A 22,412-nucleotide genomic window follows, 5' to 3' on the forward strand; every position below is an offset into this window, starting at 1 on the left:
CGCTGGCTCTCAGCCGGCGATTAGGAGGGTAGGATGCTCCAGATTCGCAAATCATTGGCAGCCGTAGCAGCCGTCATCGCGGTTGCCTTGTCATTGTCTTCCTGCACGACCAGCTCAACAGACTCGGTGCAAACCGGCTCGGTTGGATACAGCAGCGTCGACTATGGACTCAGACCTGCCTGCCGGGACGGCTTCGGCAACGATCGCCCTTGCAGCTACTAAATCATAGGGCCGGTCGGAGCGATGAGCCGCCGGAAGCAGATATTCATTCCGCTTCAGCTTTGTCGTGAGCGTTCAAAGTAGTGATTCACGATGTCCTTGACTTCGCTTGAACTGAACCCCGGAACCCATCTATGCGGTATCGCGACGGTCCTTTCAACAGGCTGCTCCTTGCGCAACTGTCCAAGTATCTCGGGATCAGCGTCTTTGCGGACAGTCACATAGATGAATTCCGCCTGCCCGGATTGGGGGATATCGACACGTTCGATCATTGACCAAGGGATGGGCTTCGGCAGCCTTTGAGCAATGATGCCGTCGGGCCCGATCACCATAATGGGCTTCGTGAAGTCCACATTCCGAGCGTTTACCACGACATAAACGATGAGGCCGAGGAAGACGATCGCGAATAAGCCCTCTCCGACACCGCTCGTGCGTCTGCTCGTTTCGATCTGCCCAAGGGCGATAAGTGAGAGATAGACGGAAAAGAGCGCCAGGAGGCCAAGGATCATGGAGAGGTATCTAACGCTCGCTCGCAGTACGAGAACTGGCTGGGCGGCGTTTGGGTCACGGTCAATGGCGGGAGAATGTTCATTGTTCATCGGTCAACTCTCCACGCAAGTAATTCCAAGCACACCTAACTGTGTAGAGCCGCAGCCCTTCGTTACACCACCTACTGGAAAATTGTTACGAACACCTGCAAGCGTGATACACAATCGGATAGTGCTCTAAGAAAGACGGTCATGCGGTATCTTCGGTCAGGGCCGCGTCGGCTTCACACCCAGGAGATGGGCGGTCCGCGCGCCAAAACGGTGGGTCTGAGGTCGGGGGAAATCGCCGATCGGAATATTCGCGTCATCCTGGAAGCGATCCGCCGGCATGGGCCGCTGACCCGCACCGAGCTGGGGCGGCATAGCGGGCTGACCGGGCCTGGCATCACCAATATTCTGCGGCGGCTGGCGGATGAGAAGCTCGTCACGTCGAACCGCCGCAACGGGCTCCGTGGCGGCGCTACGGCGACGGAATTCGCGTTGCGGCCGGAAGGGGCCTTTTCGGTCGGGGTCAAGCTTCGTGAGCGGCGCGGCGAGATCGTGCTCGTGGATCTGAGCGGCCAGGTGCATGAGCGGGCCTATTTCGACGTAGATCCGGCGGACAAGGTCAGGCTGGTGCATGCGGCCGCCCGTGACATGGTCGATCGGCACCCCGCCCTGCCTGTCATCGGGCTCGGCATTGCCGCCAACGACTGGACGGAGGATAAGAGCGACGCGATCGCCGCGATGTCGACGATCGCGCGTCCCTATGTGGAAAACGAGTGCACGGCGGGCCTTCTTGCCGAACGCACCATCGGCAGCGCCCTGCCGGAGGGCGGGCTCGCGATGATCATCATCGACGACGACGTGCAGGCGGGCTTCCTCATCCGCGGCGTTCCCTATTCCGGCGTGCACGGGCGGGCGGGCAGCATCGGCGAAATGCTGACGGGGCCGGACAATGTTCTGCTCAATACCGTCGTCGGCTTCGGCTCCTTGCGCGCGCGCATCGGCGACGAGGACTTCGCCCGGCTGCTGAAGGGCGAGGAACTCTCCTGCCCCTTGCTGTCGCAATGGATCCGCGAGGCCGCCGGCCATCTGCTCGATCCGATCATCGCCATGGCCGGTTTCTTCGCCCCGAGCACCGTCATGATCGGCGGAGATCTGCCGCAGGGCGTGATCGAGGCGCTGATCCACCAGCTTTCGATCGAGCGGCGCGATACATCCACACGCCCGATCATCACGCCGTGGATTTCGCCGATGCGGCCGGCAAGCTTCAGCGGCGGCGGTGTCGCGCTCGGTGCGGCGCTGCTGCCCTTCCTCAACACGCTGCTGCTGCCGCCGGCTTCGGCCTAAGTGAGTGCCTCGTCCTTGTGGCTGAGATCGGAAGCGAGCGCCTTGTCGAGTACCTTCTGGATATTCGCCGCGCGGCGGAAGGATGGTTCCTGGGTCTTCCCCGCCCGCACCGCCTGGACGAAACGCTGGTAGTTGGTCTCGACGGGATCGAACGGCACGTCGCGCCAGGTCGCCGTGTGCACGTCCTCGCCGAGGCAGGCGCGCAGCGTCGAATTGCCGGTATCGTAGATCATCTCGACCGAGCCGGTTTCGCCGTAGACCCTAAGCCGCAGTTGGTCCATCTGGCCGGCGGCGGTGCGTGTCGCCTGGATCGTCCCGATCGCGCCATTGGTGAAATCGACATTCATGGTGAAACTGTCATTGGCATCGAGATCATATTCGCCGATCTTGTGGCCGGGCGCCTTGTCGAAGGTCTTCAGCCGGGCGAAGACATGGGCGACGTCGAGGCCGGAGCCGTAGGAGGCGAAATCGACAATGTGGATGCCGATATCGCCGAGCGCGCCGTTCGAGCCGTGCTTCTTGCTCAGCCGCCACAGCCATTTGCTCTCGCTCTTCCAGTCGCCCCAGTGACGGCCGACCAGCCAGCTTTGCAGATGCGACGCTTCGACATGGCGCACCGCGCCGATCTCGCCGGCGAGCACCATCTGCCGGCCTTTCTGCAGCGCCGGCGAGTTGCGGTAGGTGAAATTGACCATGCCGACCTTGCCCGCCCGCTCGATCGCCTCGGTCATCTCCATGGCTTTCGCCGCATCGGTGGCGAGCGGCTTTTCGCAGAAGACATGCTTGCCGGCGGCGATTGCCTGCAGCGTCGTCGGGTGGTGGATGCTGTCGGGCGTGACATTGGCGACCGCATCGAACTCACCCCAGGCGAGCGCGTCCTGGAGCGAGAGGAAATGATTGGCGATGCCGTGTTCGGTGCAGAAGGCCGCCAGCCGCTCCGGAACGACATCGACGCCGCCGACAACGCTGACGCCTTCGATCGCCTTGAAGCGCGCTGCGTGCTGGTTGGCCATGCCGCCGGTGCCGAGAATGAGTAAACGCATCGTCTCCTCCACAGAGTTTGGGTTTCCGGCTGCCGCCGGGCAAAAACCGCCGCTTGCGGTCACGGTCATCCGTGATCGCTCGGGCTCTTCCTCGGGAAAATTGCGGGGTGGATGCGCCGCGCGTCCGGTGGACGCTCCATCACCTTCGATCCGGCGCATGACCTCGCGAAGTCGACTCGATTTTCGCCGGCAGCGCGCTAGCTGCTGTTGAATGTCGCCAGCATCATCTCGATCCTCCCAAAGCTCTGGCTTGACATCAAATCAAAGTAACTTAATCTAATTAATGCAGCACGGAAATGAGGAGAGGTCAACTGACCGCCAAGCTGTAATCGTTCAAAATGGGGAGGAGACCCATCATGAAGAGCGCGACCGTCAGCGCATTGGCGCTGAGCACTGTTTTATTTTCAGCATCCGCCATTTTTGCCCAGGAACTAGCTAGTAAAGACCGGATCGGTCTTGCCGATGCGGCCAAGACCCTCGTCGTCCGCCTGACCAACGACAGCCCGAACAATTCCGATCCCGCCATCGCCGAGGGCTATCAGAAACTCTTCGTCGAATTCATCAAGAAGCATCCCGAGTGGAAACTGCAGATGCAGTTCATGTCCTCCGACATCGGCACCGAGCAGGCCAAGATGTTGGAACAGGCCAAGGCCGGCAATGCGCCGGATTGCGCCGCCGTCGACTCCTTCGTGCTGTCGCAGTTCATGGTCAACAAGGTGCTGGCCGATTTCACGCCCTACTTCTCCAAGGAAGAAGTGGACGATCTCTTCCCCTTCATCCGCGCCGGCATCACCGACAAGGACCAGACGGTACGCGCCTGGTGGTGGGATACGGACCTTCGCGTGCTCTACCGGAACAAGTCGATCGTTGCAGATGCGCCTGAGACCTGGGACGACCTGAAGAAGGCCGCCCTTGCCTCCACCAAGGAAGGCATGGAAGGCGTGCTCTTCAATGGCGGGCGCTGGGAAGGCACGACGTTCGACTGGCTTGCCAATTACTGGGCGCTCGGCGGCAAACTCGTCGACGACAGCGGCAAGCCCGTCTTTGGCGAGGGCGAGAATAAGGAAAAATTCCTGAAGGCGCTGAATTATTTCAAGGATCTCGTCGATTCCGGCGCGGCTCCCAAACGCGTCAGCACCATCGCCAATTACGACGACATGAACGCTGCCGCGGCAGCCGGCACGACCGCCCTCTTCATCGGCGGCAACTGGCAATATGCGCAGCTGAAGACGACGCTGGACGAAGACGAGTTCGCCAACTGGACCTTCTCGCCGATCCCCGGCCCGACGGCCGATCAGCGCTCAACGGGCACTGGCGGCTGGACGATCGCGTCCTTCAGCAAGGACAAGGACAAAATCGAGATGTGCGCCAACCTCGCCCGCGAGGTCTATATGGGGCCGGCCAACGCACTGCAGCAGCAGCTGCCGACCCGCAAATCGCTCTTCGACAAGTATGAGGTCTTCTCTACCGAAGCCAACAAGACCTTCGCCCAGGCTCTGGTCAACGGCCAGGCTCGCCCCGGCGTTCCGATCTATCCTGAAATATCCAACCAGATCCAGATCATGATGGGCGACGTGCTTTCGGGCACGAAGAAGCCGGAAGAAGCTCTGGATGCCGCATTCAGCGCGGCGATGGAGGCTTACAAGCGTCTGTGATGCTGCGGTTAAGCTCAGGAGAAGGCCCTCATCCGGCTGCCGCCACCTTCTCCCCGTTGTGACGGGGAGAAGGGACAAGCCGCGATCTCTCCGTTCCCTTCTACCTCTCGCAGGGCACGTCCCCTCTCCCCGCGAGCGGGGAGAGGGTTAGGGTGAGGGGCAGCCGCGATCTCCAACGCTTAAGACAGCGGCGGCGCCCGCCCGCGGGCGTCGCCGGCTTTGCCAAATCAGGACAGAGAAGCCAATGAGCCCTATTGCCCTCGAGGCCGACAGCCCGCCTCAAAGCAGAACGTTCATGCGCCGTTTCGCCGGCGCGCCCCTGCCCTGGATCATGCCCGTGATCATCGTCATCGGCATATTCTATCTTTACCCCGTCATCGATGTTTTCCGGCTTTCCTTCACGAACGCCACGCTGATCGGCGACAATCAGGACTATACGCTTGGCTCGATCACCAATGCGCTGAGCTCGCCGCAGCTGCCCGACATTTTATGGGCGACGCTGATCTTCGTCGGCGGCAGCGTCATCGGCCAGCAGATCCTCGGCCTTGCCGTCGCCGTCACGGTCATCCGTGGTGAAAAGCGCGGCCTGTTCGGCACGACGATCCTGAGAACGACGGCGCTGGTCGCCTGGGTCGTGCCCGGCATTGCCGGCGGCATCATCTGGCAGATGCTGTTTTCCGAAGCGCCCTACGGCGCGCTGAACAGCATTCTAAGGCTGATGCACATGCCGACCGTTGCCTGGCTATCCGATCCGGCCATCGCTCCATGGTCGACGCTGATCTCCAACATCTGGCGCGGCACCGCCTTTTCCATGGTCGTCATGTATGCGGCGCTGAAGGCGATCGATCCCTCGCTCTATGAAGCTGCCGAAGTCGACGGTGCCACCGCCTCGCAGCAGTTCTTCTTCGTCACGCTGCCGCAGCTGCGCGCTGCCATCCTCGTCAACATGATCCTCATCACCATCCAGACGGTGAACACCTTCGATGCGATCATCACGCTGACGGGCGGCGGTCCCGGGCGCGCGACCGAGGTGATCTCGCTCTACGTCTTCAACATCGTCTTCCGGAACTACGATCTCTCCGGCGGCAGCGTGCTCTCCGTGCTGATGCTGATCATCAGCCTCGGGCTCGCCTTCATCTACGCCTCGTTCCTGCCGAAGGAGGAAGAGCAATGAGCCGACGCACCGGAACACCGCTCGGCGATGCCATGAGCTATCTCTTCATGCTGGCGATGTTCATCTTCTTCGCCGGCCCCCTCACCTATCTCCTGTCGATGGCGATGCGCGACAAGCGCGAGATCTATCGCGGCGCGGCGCGTTATATTCCCAACAATCCGACCATCGACAATTTCATCACCGTTCTCAACAACAGCTATTTCCCGATCTATCTCTGGAACGGCCTGAAGCTCGCAGCACTCAGCGGCTTCGGCGTGCTGATCGTGGCGCTGCCCGCGGCCTACGCCTTTTCCCGCTTCAATTTCCGCGGCAAGGGCCTGTCGATGATGGGGCTGCTGCTTTTCCAGATGATCTCGCCGCTCGTCATCATGGTGCCGCTCTACCGCTACATGAACCGGCTCGGAATGCTGGACACGCATTTTGCCGTCGTCATGGTCTATATCGCGCTCGGCGTTCCGCTGGCGACCTGGCTGTTGAAGAGCACGGTCGACGGCATCCCGCGCAGCCTCGACGAGGCGGCGATGATCGACGGCTGCAACCGGTTCTCGGTCTTCTGGCGGATCATCCTGCCGCTGTCGGCGCCGGGCATCGCCTCGGTCTTCATCATCACCGTCATTGCCGGCTGGTCGCAATTCCTCGTGCCGTTCCTGCTGCTCACCAAAAATGACCTGATGCCGATCGGTGTCGGAATCTTTAACTTCCGCGGCATGCAGACCGACTCGTCCATCCAGCTGCTTGCCGCCGCCTGCCTGATCTCGGTCGTTCCGGCGATCGTGGCCTTCCTGTCGCTGCAGAGGCTGATCCTCGGCGCGATGACCAGCGGCGCGGTGAAGGGATGAGGCCGGTTCTGCCCGTGAAGCGCAAGGAAGGATTGAACGCATGAACCAGATGCCCGGCACGAGGCTCTCCCCCGATCTGACGGGGGCCAATGTCGAAGATGCCGGCGAGCACAACAGGGCCGTCGTCCTGCGCTGCATCCATCGCCAGGCGCCGATCTCGCGCGCCGAAATCGCAAGGCGCACCGGCTTCACCAAACCGGCCATCGCCCGCATCGTCGACCGCCTGCTCGACGAAGGCCTGATCATGGAAGCCCGCCGGCGGCATGGGCTGCGCGGCCAGCCGGCAATCGAGCTCGAAATCAACCCGGACGCCTCTTACGCCATCGGCATCAATATCGACCGCGATCATTTGACGATCCTCGCCGTCGATGCCGTCGGCAATGTGCGTGCCCGCGTGCATCACGAAAAGCGCTTCATCCTGCCTGGCGAATTCATGCAGCTGACATCGGATGCGATCTCGCATTTCCAGCGCAGCCGGCTGATCGACGATGCGCGCCTTTGCGGCATCGGTCTCGCCGTGCCGGATTGGCTCGGCGAAATCTCGCTGCTCGGCAAGCCCGACGCCTATCAGGAATGGACGGAATTCGATGTGCGCTCAGCCCTCGAGAACCTGACGCAGCACCCCGTCTTCATCGAGAACGAGGCCAATGCCGCAGCCCTTGCCGAGCTCGATTACGGTCTCGGCGCCGAAAGCAGCAGCTTCTTCTATATCGCCGTCAATGCCTGCCCCGGCGGCGGCCTGGTGCTCGACGGCAACGGCCATCGCGGCGCCATGGGCCTCAGCGGCGAGATCGGCTGGCTGCCGATCGCCGACGGCCGCGACGGCAAGGGCCAGAAGGTCCAGCTTCTCGGCGAGATCTTCTCGCTGTTCTTCCTCTATGATTTCCTCGCCAAACACGGCATCGAAGTGAGCGTTCCCCAGGATCTGCTGACGCTCGATGCGCATGGAAGACGGCTCGTTTCGCAGTGGCTCAAGGAAATGAGCGCGCATCTGGCGGTCGCCGTCAAACATATCGCCATGATCGTCGATCCCGACGCCGTGCTCGTCGGCGGCAGGCTGCCGATCCGCATCGTCGATGAATTGCTGCGTTATGTGCACGAGCATCTCGACGCCGAGGACACCAACCTGCCGTCGCTGCATCGCGCCTCGATCGGCGAGGACGCCTCGGCGATCGGCGCGGCGGCGATGCCGATGGCGGCCGCCCTCATGCTCGCATCGGCGGATGTCGCCCAACGCACCCGCTCGCCACTAAAATTCATGGATCGGCTGAACAGTTGAAACGGCCGCAAGGCCCGGGAGGATATGGTGAAGATCGGCTTCTATACCTCGACATTCAATGACCGCCCGCTGGAGGAAGTGGCGGATTTCGCCGCATCGGCCGGTTTCGATGCGATCGAGATCGATGTCGGCGGCCATATCAAGACACCCGACCGGGTGGCCGACGCCGTCGCGCTGGCGAGAAGCCGCGGCCTCTTCGTCTCCTCTCTCACCTATTTCGGCAACCAGCTCGATGCCGACCGCGACAGGCGCCGGGAGCTCCGGGCAAGGACGGCGGAGTTCGCCCAGGCGATCGGCGAGACCGGCGTGCCGATCTTCGTGATCTTTCCGGGCCGGGACGACAGCGCCAGCGACGAGGCCAATTATGACGATTTCGCCGACTTCGCGAACGGTCTGATCGCCGAGACGCAATCCTCCGGCCTCACGTTTGCGATCGAAAACTGGCCGGGACCGAAAGACAATTTCATCGGCACCACGCCGAAGGGCTGGCAGGCGCTTTTCGCCAGAATCCCGGATCGCCGCTTCGGGCTGGAATTCGATCCCTCGCACCTCATCCGCATCGGCGTCGATCCCTATCACGCGCTGGAGACGGTGAAGGATCGCATTGCCATTCTGCATGCCAAGGATACCGCGATCGATCGCCAGGCGCTGCAGGCGATCGGCTATCACGGCAAGGGCTGGTGGCAATACAAGCTGCCGGGGCTCGGCCTTCTCGACTGGCCACGTTTCCTCAGCCAGGCGCGCGCACATGGCTTCGATGGCACGCTGTCAATCGAGCATGAAGATGCCGCCTATGGCTGGCCGGGCAAGGATCTCCATGCGCGCAAGGAGGGCGAACGCCTCGGCCTCGATTATCTCAAAAGCGTCTTGAACGGACTTTGACGGCGAATTCTGGAGGAGTTTCATGGCCCATGTTTCGGTCAACAATGCGCGCAAGGATTACGGCGCGTTCAAAGCCATCAAAGGCGTGTCGGTCGATATCGGCGACGGCGAATTCGTCGTGCTGGTCGGCCCCTCCGGCTGCGGGAAATCGACGCTGCTACGGATGATCGCCGGCCTCGAAGACATCACCTCGGGCAAGATCCAGATCGGCAAGCACATCGTCAACGAGTTGGCGCCAAAGGATCGAGACATCGCCATGGTGTTCCAGAACTACGCGCTCTATCCGCATATGACGGTCGCCAAGAACATGAGCTTCTCGCTGCGGCTGAAGCGCATGCCGAGGTCGGAGATCGACCACCGGGTTGGCAATGCCGCCAAGATCCTCGGCCTCGAAAATTTGCTGGAGCGCTATCCGAAGCAGCTTTCGGGCGGCCAGCGGCAGCGCGTGGCGATGGGCCGCGCCATCGTGCGCGATCCCGCCGTCTTCCTCTTCGATGAGCCCCTGTCGAACCTCGACGCCAAGCTGCGCGTGCAGATGCGCTCGGAGATCAAGGAACTGCATCAGCGCTTGCAGACGACCACCATCTACGTCACCCATGACCAGATCGAGGCAATGACCATGGCCGACAAGATCGTCGTCATGAAGGACGGGTTGATCGAGCAATCCGGCTCGCCGCTCGAACTTTACGACCGGCCGAGCAACCTATTCGTCGCCGGTTTCATCGGCTCGCCGGCCATGAATTTCATCAAGGGCAGCATGACGGAGAACGGCTTCCGCACGGAGGATGGCCTCGTGCTGCCGAGCGAGCGCCGCCCGCGCGACGCCGTCATCTACGGCATCCGTCCAGAACATATCAGTCTCGACCCCGACGGCATCGAGGTGACGACCGTCGTCGTGGAGCCGACGGGCTCGGAAACCCTCGTCCTCGTCCGGCTGGGAGGGCAGACGCTCACCTGCGTCTTCCGCGAGCGGATCAGGGCCGCGCCCGGCGACATCCTCAAGATCGCGCCGATCCACGATGCCGTGCACCTCTTCGCCGCCGACGAGCAGCGGATCACCACAGGCGAAGCGCCGTTGAGTTAAGCCCGCCGAATGCCCCTCCCCTTCGGCCGGGCGCCGCCGGGGGCGCGTTATCAGCGCCCCCGGCCCAAACTCCCCGGCCTCCCAGATATGATGCAGCACTGACCAAGTGTTTGAATACGCCGCCAAAAGGTTAATATGCGTTAACCTTAAATTTCTTGGCCGGTATCGGAGAATCGCGGATAATAACGGTTAGACGAGCTTTTGATCCCGAAAATCGTTATCCGAGAGATTGCCGCCGATGAACGCTAATTTGAACGCCTTGAAGGCAGCGCCACTGCATTTCGAGGATCAGATTCTCGAACAGGGCGACGTGATTTCGAAGAAACTGCATCTGCTCAGCGTGCAGCGTTTTCCACCCAATGCGAAGAAGACGCTGCGCAGCTTCTCGCTCGCCGAAGTCGCCAATTATGTCGGCGCGTCGCAGAGCACGCTGAAGAAACTGCATCTCGAAGGCAAAGGCCCCTGCCCCAGGACCTCGCCTTCGGGACGCCGCTCCTACAGCGCCGAGCAGATGCTGGAGCTCAGGCGCTATCTCGACGCACATGGCCGCTCCGAGAGCCGCATGTATGTGCCCCATCGCCGCGGAAATGAGAAGCTGCAGGTCGTCGCCGTCGTCAACTTCAAGGGCGGCTCGGGCAAGACGACGACGGCCGCCCATCTCGCCCAGCATCTGGCGCTGACCGGCCACCGCGTGCTCGCCGTCGATCTCGATCCGCAGGCATCGCTCTCTTCCCTGCACGGCTTCCAGCCGGAATTCGACCAGGCCTCCTCGCTTTATGAGGCGATCCGCTACGACGGCGAGAAGAAGAAGCTCTCGGAGATCATCCACAAGAGCAATTTTCCCGGCCTCGACATCGTGCCGGCTAATCTCGATCTGCAGGAATACGAATACGACACGCCGCTCGCCATGGCCGATAAATCGAACAATGACGGCAAGACCTTCTTCACCCGCATCTCGCGCGCGCTCGCCGAAGTCGACGATCGCTACGACGTCGTCGTCATCGATTGCCCGCCGCAGCTCGGCTATCTCACGCTGACGGCGCTGACGGCGGCGACCAGCGTCTTGATCACCATCCATCCGCAGATGCTCGACGTCATGTCGATGGGCCAGTTCCTGCTCATGCTCGGCGGCATCCTGAAGCCGATCCGCGCTGCCGGCGCCGAAGTGAACCTTTCCTGGTACCGCTACCTCATTACCCGTTACGAGCCGACCGATGTGCCGCAGGCCCAGATGGTCGGCTTCATGTCGACCATGTTCCACGAATTCATGCTGAGGAACCAGATGGTCAAATCGACGGCGATTTCGGATGCCGGCATCACCAAGCAGACGCTTTACGAGGTCGAGCGATCCTCGATGAACCGGGGAACCTATGATCGCGCGATCGAGGCGATGGACGCCGTCAACGCCGAGATCGCCGGGCTCATTCACCAGGCATGGGGGCGGTGAATTTGTCGGCCGACAAATTCACCGTTTCCATGAAGCAAATCAATGGAATGACTGCAATCGGAGGAAGTCATGGCACGGAAAAATCTGCTTGAGGGGCTTACCGAGATGCCCGAGAGCGCGGGCGCGCCGAACTATCCGATGCGCGGGGCAGGCCGCTCGCTCGTCCGATCGCTGGACGAGCTTGCCAAGCAGGCGGAGAAATTCCTCGAGGGCGAGGCGGTGGTCGATCTCGACCCCGATGTCGTCGAGGTCTCATTCGTCAAGGACCGGCTGTCGGAAGACGACGAGGCGTTCCGCGCGCTGGTCGAGGCGATCCGTGCACGCGGACAGGACACGCCCATCCTGGTGCGCCCACACGGCAAGATCGATGGACGCTATCAGGTCGTGTTCGGCCACCGGCGCCTGCGCGCCGCCCGCGAACTCGGCCGCAATGTCCGCGCCGTCGTCAAGGCGATCGACGACCGCACCCATGTCATCGCCCAGGGCCAGGAAAATTCGGCCCGCGCCGACCTCACCTTCATCGAGCGGGCGCTCTTCGCCAAGCGGTTGGAGGAGCTCGGCTATGACAGAGAGGTGATCTCGACGGCGCTCACCGCCAATGCGGCCTCGGTCTCGAAGATGATGTCGGTGATGGAGCGGCTGCCGCAAGAGGTGTTGCAGGCGGTCGGCCCTGCTCCCGGCGTCGGCCGCGAACGCTGGGTGGAACTGTCGCTGCTCGCCGGCAAATCGGCCAATGCCGCAAGTGTCGCCAAGGTTCTCGAGGACGACAACTTTCATGAGTTACCCTCCGACAAACGATTCGAAGCGCTCTATGCGGCGCTCAACAAAAGCGCGCGGCCGGTCAGGAAAACCGCCGCCGCCAGGAAGGTGACATGGCAGCCGCTGGACAAGGCGGTCCAGGCGGAAATGAAGAATGACGGCAAGGCGTTCTCGCTCTCGATGAAGGCGAGGAATGCCGGCCGCTTCGGGGAATTTCTCTCCGGCAGGCTGGATGCGCTCTATGAGCAATTCCTCGCCGAGGAGGGCAGACAAGGAGACTGAAACCGCAAAAGAAAAAGGCCCCCAAACGAACGAGTCGTGGAAGCCCTTCTCACATCCTTAAGCAAGACAGAGAATCGCATTTTCACGAATCCCCGTCAAGAGTCCTGAAGCGCGCACCCGTGTCTTTTCAGATGCGGCAATGACGCTGCAGCGCTTTTCCTCCTCGCATCGTTTCGGTGAGCGGATTTCTTTTGCCTGATGAGAGGTGAAGGAAATGGAGAGTGAATCTGTGACGACGCCCTTCGGGCGGCGGCCGATGTCGCTTGCCCTGCTGCTGAAACAGCGGCGCGGCGAAGCGATCGCGGCTGGAACCATGCGCAACAAATGGAAATTGTTCCGATCGGTCTGCGAGGCGCGGGCAGGGCTCGGCGTGACCGACCGGGCGCTCACCGTGCTCGACGCGCTGCTGAGCTTCTATCCCGAGGACGAGCTCTCCAGCGAAAAAGGGCTGGTGGTCTTTCCCTCGAATGTGCAGCTTTCGCTGCGAGCACGCGGCATGGCCGCCGCCACTCTGCGCCGGCATCTCGCCGTGCTCGTTGAGGCCGGCCTCATCTCCCGCAAGGACAGCCCGAACGGCAAGCGTTACGTCCGCCGCGGCAGGGAAGGCAGCATCGACGAGGCCTATGGCTTCAGTCTGGCGCCGCTGCTCGCCCGCGCATCGGAAATTGAGGCGATGGCCGCCGGGCTCGCCGCCGACCGGCAGAGGCTGCGGGCAATGAAGGAGCGGCTGACGATCTGCCGTCGCGACATCGTCAAGCTCATCGCCGCAGCACTTGAGGAAACCGTTCCCGGAGAGTGGGAGCGGGTGTCTTCGCTGTTTCACACACTGCTGCAGCGCATCCCGAAGGCGACAAAGCTCGAAAATCTGCCGCCGCTTCTCGAAGAGCTGGAAGCGCTTCGCCTCTCCATAATCAACACATTGGAATCGCACGATAAAATGCAAATGGCGAGCACCAATGAATCCCAGAGTGAGCGCCACATACAGAATTCGAATCCCGAATCCCTATCTGAATTTGAACCGGGCCTGGAAACGGGGCAGGAGGCGAGGGCAGGTCTGGAAAGCCATGACCAGAGCAGGCGAGGGGATGGCGGGCAGGGATGGCGGGCCGTGTCTCGGCCGCATGCGGGGAGATTGAAATCCTTCCCGCTCGGCATGGTGCTGCAGGCCTGCCCCGATATCATCGAATACGGTCCGGGCGGGGCCATCGGCAGCTGGCGGGATCTGATGACGGCGGCGATCACCGTGCGCGCGATGCTGCGCGTCAGCCCGTCGGCCTATGAGGAAGCCTGTTCGGTGATGGGGCCGGAAAACGCCGCCACCGTCATGGCCTGCATCCTGCAAAGGGGAGGGGGCATCACCTCCGCCGGCGGCTATCTCAGGGATCTCACGCGCCGCGCCGGAGGCGGCGAATTCGCGCTCGGTCCGATGCTGATGGCGCTGTTGCGGGTGAAAAATCCGCCAATCGCCAAAGTCAACTGACGGTGCTCTTTCTGCCGCGCAGAAGAGCGGCGCGAATCTGTTCGTTCTTGTTGAGGACGGGCGGTGGAACCGGCGCCGGCTCGGGCGCATCGGCCTTAGCGCCCTGCTTGAGGCTCAGGAAGCGCTTCTGCGCGACCAGCCGGTCTTCGGACGACAAGGGGTCGACCGGTTCGCCGTCGATGTTGTGGCGCATGGAATCGGGCTGGGCGCTGGCGAAATAATAGCGCCGGCAATGGACATAGGCTGCGGTCGCGCGCCGGAGCGTCGTTACCCCGGCCTCGGGCTTCAAGAGCGGACGCAGCTCGTTGAACAGGCCGACGGCGAAGGGAAGAACGGGATCGCCGGGCTTGGTCGGAAGCACGCCGACCGGCCGGATCAACATGCTGTTGATCGCGTTTGCCTTCTCCACATCGATCTCGGTCGCCGCAATTGGCCCGCGGCTGATCTTCCAGGGTTTGTCCATGCATCCTCCATAACGGCCGACTATGATGGTATCTTGACGGACAGGGCCAATAACGCCGCGGCCCGCACATTGCTAGCCCGCGGCAAGCTTCCATTTCCGGGCGGATATAGGTTCGGCCTTATCGGTCTGCCATTCCCATATAATCGTTTTTATCGCGGAATGTGCATTGACCTCCGGCATCGATTACACTTCTTATCCGCGCCCAAGAAGAATGACTGGCCGCGGGGAGGATATATGCGGGTTTTCTCGAACATTGACGAGCTGCGCCACACGCTCGATGCGCTGAAGCGGCAGGGCCGGACCGTCGGCCTCGTTCCGACGATGGGTTATCTCCATGCCGGTCATATGCAGCTTGTCGCGCGTGCCCGCGCCGAGAACGACATCGTCGTCGTCTCGATTTTCGTCAATCCACTGCAGTTCGGCCCGGCGGAAGATCTCAGCAAATATCCGCGCGATCTGGAGCGCGATTCAGCCATGCTGAAACAGGCCGGGGTCAATTTCCTTTTTTCGCCCGGTGTCGCGGATATGTATCCCCGCCCGATGCTGACCGTGGTCGATCTTCCCGATCTCGGCGGCGAGCTGGAAGGCGCGGTGCGACCCGGGCATTTCGCCGGTGTTGCGACTGTCGTCTGCAAGCTTTTCAACATCGTGCAGCCGCAGACCGCTTATTTCGGAGAGAAGGACTACCAGCAGGTCGTCATCATCAAGCGAATGGTGAATGATCTCGCCGTTCCGGTGCGTGTCATTGCCGTGCCGACCGTCAGGGACAGCGACGGCCTCGCCTTGTCGTCGCGCAATGTCTATCTCAGCGAGGCGGAGCGGCGGGCCGCGGTGATCATCCCTCAGACCCTCGACGAGGCGGAGCGTCTCGTCGCCGATGGTCTTGCGGACCCCGGCGAACTCGAGGCGAAGCTGACGGCGTTTCTCGGTCGCGAACCTCTGGCAAAGCCCGAGGTCGTTGCGGTCAGGGACGCCTCGACGCTGCAGCCGGTCGCCTCGATCACGGCGCCGGTTGTCGTGGCGCTCTTCGTAAGGATCGGTTCGACACGGCTTCTCGACAACAGGGTTATCGGGGGCAACAGGCTTATCGGCGAGCGGAGCTTGCCGGGAAAGGGAGTAAGCAGATGAGTGCGGTCGGATCCCACAAGCGTCTTACGCCAGCCCGCATCTCAGCCATGAAGGGCGGCAAACCGATCGTCTGCCTCACCGCCTATACCACGCCGATGGCGCGTCTGCTCGATGAGCATTGCGACCTGCTGCTGGTCGGGGACTCGCTCGGTATGGTGCTCTATGGCATGGAGACCACGATCGGCGTCACACTCGATATGATGATCGCACATGGCAAAGCTGTCATGCGCGGCGTTGCCAAGGCCTGCGTCGTCGTCGACATGCCGTTCGGCAGTTACCAGGAATCGAAGGAGAGCGCCTTCCGCAACGCCGTCCGCATTCTACAGGAAACCGGCTGCGACGCCGTCAAGCTGGAAGGCGGCGAAGAGATGGCCGAAACCATCGCCTTCCTGACGAAGCGCGGAATTCCGGTCATGGGGCATATCGGCCTGATGCCGCAACAGGTCCAGACCGCCGGCGGCTATCGATCCGTCGGGCACTCCGAACACGAGACCTCAAAGATCCGGCGCGACGCGCATGCCATCGGCGGTTCGGGAGCTTTCGCCGTCGTCATCGAGGGCACGGTGGAACCGCTCGCTCGCGAAATGACTTCAGCCATGCACATACCGACCATCGGCATCGGCGCCTCCGCCGCCTGCGACGGCCAGGTTCTGGTCTCTGACGACATTCTGGGGCTCTTCAACGATTTCACGCCACGTTTCGTCAAGCGTTATGACGAACTCGGCAAGAGGGTCGCGGATGCCGTCGCCGCCTATGCCGAGGACGTGCGCTCGCGAAAGTTCCCGGCAGCCGACCACACGTTCAAGCGACGGCCGTAAGACGAAGGGTCTGGCCGCTTATCGTTCCTCAACCCGTTCCCGCAGGGGGAAGGTCTCGGGGCGCCAACGGGGACAGCCAAGTCCGTTACCCGCCGCCATACTGCTGACGCATCGTCTCCGCCGACCGGCGGACCGCCTCGCCAACCTCCTGCAACTGCCTGGCCATGGGCGTGGAATTGCGCCAAACCATGCCGATGGTTCGCGACGGCTGCGGCGACGGAAAACGGGAGATCGAGACGTGGGCCGAGCGCGTTTCGACGGGAACGGCCATTTCCGGGATCAGGGTGACGCCGATGCCGGCGCCGACCATCTGGACGAGCGTGGAGAGCGAACTGCCTTCCATAATTTCCCGCGGGCGGGCCGGCCCGACCTTGCAGAACGACAGCGCCTGGTCGCGGAAGCAGTGCCCCTCTTCGAGCAGCAGCAGCCGCATTTCGCGCAGCGCCTCGCGCTCGGGCACTGGCTTGTCGCCGTCCTCGTGGCGCCGGACCAGCACGAACTCTTCACTGAACAGCTCGAGTTCGGTGAGCGAGGGTTCCGACACCGGCAGCGCGACGATCGCCATGTCGAGCTGGCCCTGCGCCAGTTCATGAACCAGCTTGCCCGTCTGCGTTTCGCGCACTTCGATCTGAATCCCCGCGAAGGTTTCGTTGAGATCGTTTATAATTGCCGGCAGCAGATAGGGCGCGATCGTCGGGATGATGCCGATGCGAAGACGCGTGAGGAAGGATTCGCGCGAAGCGCGGGCGAATTCCCCCAGCTCATCGACGGCGCGCAGGATGTCGCGGACCCTTAGGGCAAAGCTCTGGCCGAATGGGGTAAGCTTGACCTCGCGCGCGCTTCGCTCGAAGAGCTCGCTGCCCAACTCTTGCTCAAGTTCTTTGATCTGCATGGAGAGCGCCGGCTGGGAGATGGCGCAGGCGTCGGCGGCGCGGCGGAAGCGACCATCCCGCGCCAAGGCTTCAAAATAACGCAGCTGTTTCAGGGTAAGATTCTTCATAACCTCAGCTTATCGCAGCGATCAGTAAATCCAACTTAAAATTATTGAACGCTTCCGATATGAAGACTGCAAGTGAGAGAGTGGGGCGTCAGCTCAGGCTCATCTTTTTGAACCGCAGACAGATCAAGCAATGAAGGAGACGATCATGGACAACCCCACTGACAGCACAGGCAAATGTCCTGTCGCCCATGGCAATGCGCCGCGCGGCCGAGCCAACCGTGACTGGTGGCCGAACCAGCTGAATGTGCAGATTCTTCATCACAATTCCGGCCGTGCCGACCCTATGGGCAAGGAGTTCGACTATGCCGAAGAGTTCAAGAAGCTCGATCTCGACGCGCTGAAGAAGGATCTTCACGCGCTGATGACGGATTCGCAGGACTGGTGGCCGGCCGACTTCGGCCATTACGGCGGCCTCTTCATTCGCATGGCCTGGCACAGCGCCGGCACCTACCGCATTACCGACGGCCGCGGCGGCGCCGGTCAGGGCCAGCAGCGTTTCGCACCGCTCAACTCCTGGCCTGACAATGCCAACCTCGACAAAGCCCGCCGCCTGCTGTGGCCGATCAAGCAGAAATACGGCAACCGCATCTCCTGGGCCGACCTCCTGATCCTCACCGGCAATGTCGCGCTCGAATCGATGGGCTTCAAGACCTTCGGCTTCGCCGGCGGCCGCGCCGACGTCTGGGAGCCGGAAGAGCTCTACTGGGGTCCTGAGGGCACCTGGCTCGGTGATGAGCGCTACAGCGGCGAACGCCAGCTCGCAGAACCGCTCGGCGCCGTGCAGATGGGCCTCATCTACGTCAACCCGGAAGGTCCGAACGGCAATCCCGACCCGGTCGCTGCGGCTCGGGACATCCGTGAAACCTTCGCCCGCATGGCAATGAACGACGAAGAAACCGTGGCGTTGATCGCCGGCGGCCACACCTTCGGCAAGACCCATGGCGCGGGCGACCCGTCCTTCATCGGCGCCGAGCCGGAAGGGGGCGCGATCGAGGACCAGGGCCTCGGCTGGAAGAGCTCGTTCGGCACCGGCGTCGGCAAGGACGCGATCACCGCCGGCCTCGAAGTCACCTGGTCGCAGACTCCGACCAGGTGGAGCAACTATTTCTTCGAAAACCTCTTCGCCCACGAGTGGGAGCTGACGAAGAGCCCTGCCGGCGCCCATCAGTGGCGGGCGAAGAACGCCGAAGCCTCCATTCCGGATGCTTATGAGCCGGGGAAGAAGCATGTTCCGACCATGCTGACCACGGATCTTTCGCTCCGCTTCGATCCGATCTACGAAAAAATCTCGCGACGCTTCCTGGAGAATCCAGATCAGTTCGCCGACGCTTTCGCCCGCGCCTGGTTCAAGCTGACCCACCGCGACATGGGCCCGAAGGTGCGCTACCTCGGCCCGGAGGTTCCGGCCGAAGACTTGATCTGGCAGGACGTGATCCCGCGTGTCGACCATCCCCTCGTCGACGACGAGGACATCGCCGACCTCAAGGCAAGGGTTCTGGCGACGGGCCTCAGCGTGCAGGAACTGGTTTCGACCGCCTGGGCGTCCGCCTCGACCTTCCGCGGCTCCGATAAGCGCGGCGGCGCCAATGGCGCGCGCATCCGCCTCGCCCCGCAGAAGGATTGGGAAGCCAACCAGCCCGCACAGCTCGCCAAGGTTCTCGGCGTTCTCGAAGGCATCCAGAAGGACTTCAACGCCGCCCAGACCGGGGGTAAGAAGATCTCGCTCGCCGACCTGATCGTTCTCGCCGGTGCAGCCGGCGTCGAGAAGGCGGCAGCGGCCGGCGGCAACGCCATCAGCGTGCCCTTCACGCCGGGCCGCATGGATGCGTCCGACGCCCAGACGGACGCGCATTCCTTCGCCGCACTCGAGCCGCGCATCGACGGCTTCCGCAATTATGTGAACAGCAAGCGTATGCAGTTCATGAAGCCGGAAGAAGCACTCGTCGACCGCGCCCAACTCTTGACGCTGACCGGGCCTGAAATGACCGTCCTCGTCGGCGGCCTGCGCGTGCTGAAGGCTGGCAACCCCGAGCACGGCGTCTTCACGTCGCGGCCCGAGACGCTGACGAACGATTTCTTCGTCAACCTGCTCGACATGGCCACGCAGTGGGTTCCCGCCGCCGGCAAGGATGGCGTCTATGAAGGCCGCGACCGCAAGACGGGTGCGCCGAAGTGGACCGGCACCCGCGTCGACCTGATCTTCGGCTCGCACTCGCAACTGCGCGCCTTCGCCGAAGTCTACGGCCAGGCCGACGCCAAGGAGAAGTTCGTCAGGGACTTCGTCGCCGCCTGGAACAAGGTCATGAACGCCGACCGCTTCGACCTCGTCTGATCAGTCCCGCAAATTTTGCCCGGGCGCGGTTTCGGCTGCGCCCGGGCTTTTTCGTCTCTATCGAATGCCTGTATTGCTAAGGCCTTGATCCTCCTGCCTCACCAAGTCAGATTAGGTGGAGATGGGCACCACCTCTCCTTCCTCATTCCTGTGCTCGTCACAGGAATCCAGTGCGCCAAGTCCTTGGGCGCGAGACACTTTTCAATTGTTGTATTGAGTCGTTCACCGCGCGGACGCGCGGTAGCTGGATTCCTGTGGCACAGGAATGAGGAGCGGGGTTGGCCTCCAGCCATTCTCTCCCACACCGGAGTTTCCCGGCTCCAGCTCCCGATCGTTCGGGCCGTCGATGCAGTGTCGCAGACTTCTAGCCATGAGCGACCTCGAATGCGATAGATAATCGACGCATTTGGGGGAACGGTTTCAAGGTAAAGTCGCGGCCATCACCGGAGCCGCCTCGGGTATTGGATTGGCGTCGACCAAAGCGATCATCTCTGCCGGCGGTACGGTGGTGATGATCGATCGGGACGAGGCGGCGCTGGACGCAGCCTGCGGCAGGCTCCTTCGACATTTGAGTTGAGCGGAAGGCAGGGTGGAATCATCTCCGTATAAACCGGTCAGGAGGCGGACACGGCGCGCCGAAACGGCTGAAGCTCTCTGGGGCTACCGCCCGGTCGTCCAATCCTCGACGCGCAGGCCATCCACGCGCCGGAAATCCCCGACGTTGTTTGTAATAAGAACAAGATCCCGCGTCTTCGCCTGCCCGGCGATCAGCACATCGTAAGGACCGATCGGTGTTCCCTTTGCCGCCAACGCCGCGCGGACCTCTCCAGCGGCCAGCGCATCCTCGCGCTTGAAACCGACGGCCGGGAAATCCGCCATGAACAGGCGCAGGGTTTAGAGATTGTAGGAAATTTTCGCGCTTTTATAGGCGCCGTAATAGAGCTCGTGCATGACGATGCTCGACAGCCCGATCGATCCCTCATCGCTGTCCATGATGTGGGCGAGCAGCGTGTCGGACTTCCGGCCGGTCAGAGCGATCATCGCATTGGTGTTGATGAGATGGGTGATCACTTGAACAAGTCCTGAAGGCCAGTTCTCTCCTGATCTTCCGGCTGCTCGCGTCCCTCCGCCATGAAATCGTCGCTGAGGCCGCGCTCCAGGGCGCTGCGCAACGAGGCCCACCGCACGCCATGATCAGTCCGCGGCCGGAGAATGATCGCATCGCCTTCCCGTGTCACTTCCACCTGATTCACGTCGAAGCGAAACTCCTTCGGCAGCTGGACGGCCTGCGAATTGCCGGATTGAAACACGCGCATATTGCGGCATAGAGAACGCTCCACAGCTTGTATATATACCCGCGGCTGGCGGTATTCATGCAAGAAGCCGTTCCACTAACGAGGCAGAATGCCGAAAGGCGAGAGCGTCAGCAGATCGGGATCATCCGTCTCCGTCGCTTTCGCCACCTCGGCGTGGCTCATGCTGTAGCCGTAGGCAAGGACGCGGACGCCGTCGATCATGAAGAACTGCGCCTGGTCCAGGCCGGGCCGCAGCGTTGCCGTCACGGTGACTGTTTCATACATTCTTTCGAGATGCAGAGGCTCCTGCGGAACGACGCGCACCAGCTGGTTGGGCGGAGGGGAAGGCATATGGCTGCAGGCTCCGGCCCAGGGGACCAGCATGAATTCGTAGACGAGGTCACCATCCTGGTCGACCGGCAGCACGAAGCCCGTCAATTCGACCGGCTGGCCCTCGTCATGCCAGGCCAGCGTTTCGCCCTGCGGGCCGCTGACCGTCTTGCCCGACAGCGGCATTGTCGTCTTGGCCTGATCGGCCGGCCGCAAAGCACTCCAGAAAATGGGCTGGGCTGCGGCAAATGCATCGGAAACCGGCGATGTGGAAACCAATGCCAGCACCGCGACCATCAGGCAAAAGGGACTGTGCTTCATCATCGCGTCTCCTGGGCCGGCCGTTTCGGCGACCTGCCGCTGCCGCGCGAATGCTACTCCTGATTTCGCTCGGCCGTCAAAACTTCCTTCCTTGGTGAGTGTTTTTTGGAGTGAGAGCAATTGCACGCCCTCGTCATGGGAAGACCCCGTGTGGGTGAACACGGGGTCTTCCTGCCGGGCCGCAGCGATCAGTGAGCCGCGGCTTTCTCCGGCATCATCGAGGAGTGGTGCGAGGTGATCAGCCAGTTCCCGTCCTTGAATTCATAGGTGTAGGTATAGCGGGCGGGGACCTTGGAGCCGTCCTTCATCGCGAAGGTGTAGGTGCCGGTGTCAACGGCCCAGTTGCAGCCGGTCTTGATGTCGCGGCTGTCGATATGGCCCTTGGGCTCGTTGGCGAGGAAGTGCTTGAAATAATCGATCCGCTCTTCCTGGGTCAGGCGGGGCTTGTTCGAGAGGGTGGCGAGCAGCACGGAGTCCTCGCTGTAGTTCTTGGCGACCTCATCCGGGCTCAGCGTCGCGAGCGAGCCGTTCCAGCGGTCGAAGAGCTTGGCGACCTGCTCCTCGCTCACCGGGGTGCAGGTTACCGTTTCGCCGGCGGCCGCGGCCGACTGGACCTGAACGGCACCAAGGACGAGAGCGGCGGCAATGATCATACGCATGTTTGACTTTCCTTTATCGCGGTTCCGGCGGACATCGCATCGG

The 22,412-nt window shown here is 62.2% G+C and carries 21 protein-coding genes and 2 pseudogenes; 15 read left to right on the forward strand and 8 right to left on the reverse strand.

What is annotated here, in order from left to right:
* The first annotated feature begins 33 nt into the window (after positions 1-33).
* Entirely contained in the window at positions 34-222 is a 189-nt protein-coding gene (locus tag GGI60_RS32060; protein WP_246720401.1) for a hypothetical protein, read from the forward strand.
* 53 nt (positions 223-275) lie between these two features.
* Here GGI60_RS32060 and GGI60_RS15525 read toward each other — a convergent pair whose 3' ends face one another.
* On the reverse strand, positions 276-818 hold the full coding sequence (locus GGI60_RS15525) for a hypothetical protein (protein WP_183934529.1): 543 nt from the start codon (positions 816-818) through the stop codon (positions 276-278).
* Positions 819-959: 141 nt separating this feature from the next.
* Here GGI60_RS15525 and GGI60_RS15530 point away from each other — a divergent pair, with 141 nt between their 5' ends.
* Positions 960-2,099, forward strand: coding sequence for an ROK family transcriptional regulator (locus GGI60_RS15530; protein WP_183934530.1), 1,140 nt, complete (start codon positions 960-962; stop codon positions 2,097-2,099).
* On the opposite strand, the gene GGI60_RS15535 is transcribed toward GGI60_RS15530, so the two are convergent.
* Positions 2,096-3,142 (reverse strand): Gfo/Idh/MocA family protein, encoded by a 1,047-nt coding sequence (locus GGI60_RS15535; RefSeq protein ID WP_183934531.1) that lies wholly within the window; start codon positions 3,140-3,142, stop codon positions 2,096-2,098. The two genes, GGI60_RS15530 and GGI60_RS15535, sit on opposite strands and share 4 nt — an antisense overlap.
* Before the next feature lie 356 nt (positions 3,143-3,498).
* On the opposite strand from GGI60_RS15535, the gene GGI60_RS15540 reads away from it, so the two are divergent.
* The 9 genes from GGI60_RS15540 (at position 3,499) to repC (ending at position 14,023) form a co-directional block, all read left to right on the forward strand.
* The gene (locus GGI60_RS15540) at positions 3,499-4,797 is read left to right on the forward strand and encodes an extracellular solute-binding protein (RefSeq protein ID WP_183934532.1); all 1,299 of its coding nucleotides are present in this window, start codon (positions 3,499-3,501) and stop codon (positions 4,795-4,797) included.
* A 244-nt stretch (positions 4,798-5,041) separates the two neighbouring features.
* On the forward strand, positions 5,042-5,971 hold the full coding sequence (locus GGI60_RS15545; protein ID WP_183934533.1) for a carbohydrate ABC transporter permease: 930 nt from the start codon (positions 5,042-5,044) through the stop codon (positions 5,969-5,971).
* Positions 5,968-6,810, forward strand: a complete 843-nt coding sequence (locus tag GGI60_RS15550; protein ID WP_183934534.1) for a carbohydrate ABC transporter permease — start codon at positions 5,968-5,970, stop codon at positions 6,808-6,810. Before GGI60_RS15545 ends, GGI60_RS15550 begins: the two co-directional genes overlap by 4 nt.
* A gap of 40 nt (positions 6,811-6,850) precedes the next feature.
* Positions 6,851-8,089, forward strand: a complete 1,239-nt coding sequence (locus GGI60_RS15555; protein ID WP_088676003.1) for an ROK family transcriptional regulator — start codon at positions 6,851-6,853, stop codon at positions 8,087-8,089.
* A 27-nt stretch (positions 8,090-8,116) separates the two neighbouring features.
* The gene (locus GGI60_RS15560) at positions 8,117-8,971 is read left to right on the forward strand and encodes a sugar phosphate isomerase/epimerase family protein (protein ID WP_183934824.1); all 855 of its coding nucleotides are present in this window, start codon (positions 8,117-8,119) and stop codon (positions 8,969-8,971) included.
* Between the two features lie 22 nt (positions 8,972-8,993).
* On the forward strand, positions 8,994-10,055 hold the full coding sequence (locus GGI60_RS15565) for an ABC transporter ATP-binding protein (RefSeq protein ID WP_183934535.1): 1,062 nt from the start codon (positions 8,994-8,996) through the stop codon (positions 10,053-10,055).
* A 238-nt stretch (positions 10,056-10,293) separates the two neighbouring features.
* Positions 10,294-11,502 carry a plasmid partitioning protein RepA gene (repA, locus tag GGI60_RS15570; RefSeq protein WP_183934536.1) on the forward strand — a complete coding sequence of 403 codons (1,209 nt, stop codon included), beginning with the start codon at positions 10,294-10,296 and terminating at the stop codon, positions 11,500-11,502.
* Between the two features lie 69 nt (positions 11,503-11,571).
* Positions 11,572-12,543 (forward strand): plasmid partitioning protein RepB, encoded by a 972-nt coding sequence (gene repB, locus GGI60_RS15575; protein WP_183934537.1) that lies wholly within the window; start codon positions 11,572-11,574, stop codon positions 12,541-12,543.
* A 214-nt stretch (positions 12,544-12,757) separates the two neighbouring features.
* Entirely contained in the window at positions 12,758-14,023 is a 1,266-nt protein-coding gene (gene repC / locus GGI60_RS15580; protein WP_183934538.1) for a plasmid replication protein RepC, read from the forward strand.
* On the opposite strand, the gene GGI60_RS15585 is transcribed toward repC, so the two are convergent.
* Entirely contained in the window at positions 14,016-14,486 is a 471-nt protein-coding gene (locus GGI60_RS15585) for a ProQ/FINO family protein (RefSeq protein ID WP_183934539.1), read from the reverse strand. The two genes, repC and GGI60_RS15585, sit on opposite strands and share 8 nt — an antisense overlap.
* A gap of 234 nt (positions 14,487-14,720) precedes the next feature.
* Here GGI60_RS15585 and panC point away from each other — a divergent pair, with 234 nt between their 5' ends.
* Positions 14,721-15,614, forward strand: a complete 894-nt coding sequence (gene panC / locus GGI60_RS15590; RefSeq protein ID WP_183934540.1) for a pantoate--beta-alanine ligase — start codon at positions 14,721-14,723, stop codon at positions 15,612-15,614.
* Positions 15,611-16,432 (forward strand): 3-methyl-2-oxobutanoate hydroxymethyltransferase, encoded by an 822-nt coding sequence (gene panB, locus GGI60_RS15595; protein ID WP_183934541.1) that lies wholly within the window; start codon positions 15,611-15,613, stop codon positions 16,430-16,432. The genes panC and panB overlap by 4 nt, the downstream gene beginning before the upstream one ends.
* Positions 16,433-16,517: 85 nt before the next feature.
* On the opposite strand, the gene GGI60_RS15600 is transcribed toward panB, so the two are convergent.
* Entirely contained in the window at positions 16,518-17,432 is a 915-nt protein-coding gene (locus tag GGI60_RS15600; protein WP_183934542.1) for a hydrogen peroxide-inducible genes activator, read from the reverse strand.
* Between the two features lie 145 nt (positions 17,433-17,577).
* Between GGI60_RS15600 and katG the strand changes: the two genes are divergently transcribed.
* Positions 17,578-19,764, forward strand: a complete 2,187-nt coding sequence (gene katG / locus GGI60_RS15605) for a catalase/peroxidase HPI (protein WP_183934543.1) — start codon at positions 17,578-17,580, stop codon at positions 19,762-19,764.
* Positions 19,765-20,170: 406 nt separating this feature from the next.
* Positions 20,171-20,323 (forward strand): annotated as a pseudogene (locus GGI60_RS15610) (SDR family NAD(P)-dependent oxidoreductase); the annotation flags it as partial.
* A gap of 101 nt (positions 20,324-20,424) precedes the next feature.
* Here the strand turns inward: GGI60_RS15610 and GGI60_RS15615 are convergent.
* The 4 genes and pseudogenes from GGI60_RS15615 to GGI60_RS15630 all read right to left on the reverse strand — a co-directional run bounded on the left by GGI60_RS15615 (position 20,425) and on the right by GGI60_RS15630 (position 22,369).
* Positions 20,425-20,835 (reverse strand): annotated as a pseudogene (locus tag GGI60_RS15615) (type II toxin-antitoxin system VapC family toxin).
* A complete protein-coding gene (locus GGI60_RS15620) occupies positions 20,832-21,080 on the reverse strand; it encodes an antitoxin (RefSeq protein WP_183934825.1) in 249 nt (82 codons plus the stop codon). The pseudogene GGI60_RS15615 and the gene GGI60_RS15620 overlap by 4 nt, the downstream one beginning before the upstream one ends.
* A gap of 75 nt (positions 21,081-21,155) precedes the next feature.
* Positions 21,156-21,713, reverse strand: a complete 558-nt coding sequence (locus tag GGI60_RS15625) for a DUF3299 domain-containing protein (RefSeq protein ID WP_183934544.1) — start codon at positions 21,711-21,713, stop codon at positions 21,156-21,158.
* A gap of 185 nt (positions 21,714-21,898) precedes the next feature.
* Positions 21,899-22,369, reverse strand: a complete 471-nt coding sequence (locus GGI60_RS15630; RefSeq protein ID WP_183934545.1) for an SgcJ/EcaC family oxidoreductase — start codon at positions 22,367-22,369, stop codon at positions 21,899-21,901.
* Positions 22,370-22,412: the final 43 nt, after the last annotated feature.

Origin of the sequence: Rhizobium lentis (assembly GCF_014200175.1) — a bacterium.
Classification (GTDB): Bacteria; Pseudomonadota; Alphaproteobacteria; order Rhizobiales; family Rhizobiaceae; genus Rhizobium; species Rhizobium mulingense.

Excerpts from the sequence above, each read along its gene's own strand:
- GGI60_RS15600 (WP_183934542.1), bottom strand. The coding sequence starts at position 17,432 with ATGAAGAATCTTACCCTGAAACAGCTGCGTTATTTTGAAGCCTTGGCG.
- GGI60_RS15565 (WP_183934535.1), top strand. The coding sequence starts at position 8,994 with ATGGCCCATGTTTCGGTCAACAATGCGCGCAAGGATTACGGCGCGTTC.
- GGI60_RS15585 (WP_183934539.1), bottom strand. The coding sequence starts at position 14,486 with ATGGACAAACCCTGGAAGATCAGCCGCGGGCCAATTGCGGCGACCGAG.
- GGI60_RS15530 (WP_183934530.1), top strand. The coding sequence starts at position 960 with ATGCGGTATCTTCGGTCAGGGCCGCGTCGGCTTCACACCCAGGAGATG.
- GGI60_RS15625 (WP_183934544.1), bottom strand. The coding sequence starts at position 21,713 with ATGATGAAGCACAGTCCCTTTTGCCTGATGGTCGCGGTGCTGGCATTG.
- GGI60_RS15550 (WP_183934534.1), top strand. The coding sequence starts at position 5,968 with ATGAGCCGACGCACCGGAACACCGCTCGGCGATGCCATGAGCTATCTC.
- GGI60_RS15620 (WP_183934825.1), bottom strand. The coding sequence starts at position 21,080 with ATGCGCGTGTTTCAATCCGGCAATTCGCAGGCCGTCCAGCTGCCGAAG.
- repA (WP_183934536.1), top strand. The coding sequence starts at position 10,294 with ATGAACGCTAATTTGAACGCCTTGAAGGCAGCGCCACTGCATTTCGAG.
- panC (WP_183934540.1), top strand. The coding sequence starts at position 14,721 with ATGCGGGTTTTCTCGAACATTGACGAGCTGCGCCACACGCTCGATGCG.
- GGI60_RS15555 (WP_088676003.1), top strand. The coding sequence starts at position 6,851 with ATGAACCAGATGCCCGGCACGAGGCTCTCCCCCGATCTGACGGGGGCC.
- katG (WP_183934543.1), top strand. The coding sequence starts at position 17,578 with ATGGACAACCCCACTGACAGCACAGGCAAATGTCCTGTCGCCCATGGC.
- GGI60_RS15630 (WP_183934545.1), bottom strand. The coding sequence starts at position 22,369 with ATGCGTATGATCATTGCCGCCGCTCTCGTCCTTGGTGCCGTTCAGGTC.
- GGI60_RS15545 (WP_183934533.1), top strand. The coding sequence starts at position 5,042 with ATGAGCCCTATTGCCCTCGAGGCCGACAGCCCGCCTCAAAGCAGAACG.
- GGI60_RS15535 (WP_183934531.1), bottom strand. The coding sequence starts at position 3,142 with ATGCGTTTACTCATTCTCGGCACCGGCGGCATGGCCAACCAGCACGCA.
- repB (WP_183934537.1), top strand. The coding sequence starts at position 11,572 with ATGGCACGGAAAAATCTGCTTGAGGGGCTTACCGAGATGCCCGAGAGC.
- GGI60_RS15525 (WP_183934529.1), bottom strand. The coding sequence starts at position 818 with ATGAACAATGAACATTCTCCCGCCATTGACCGTGACCCAAACGCCGCC.
- repC (WP_183934538.1), top strand. The coding sequence starts at position 12,758 with ATGGAGAGTGAATCTGTGACGACGCCCTTCGGGCGGCGGCCGATGTCG.
- GGI60_RS15540 (WP_183934532.1), top strand. The coding sequence starts at position 3,499 with ATGAAGAGCGCGACCGTCAGCGCATTGGCGCTGAGCACTGTTTTATTT.
- GGI60_RS32060 (WP_246720401.1), top strand. The coding sequence starts at position 34 with ATGCTCCAGATTCGCAAATCATTGGCAGCCGTAGCAGCCGTCATCGCG.
- panB (WP_183934541.1), top strand. The coding sequence starts at position 15,611 with ATGAGTGCGGTCGGATCCCACAAGCGTCTTACGCCAGCCCGCATCTCA.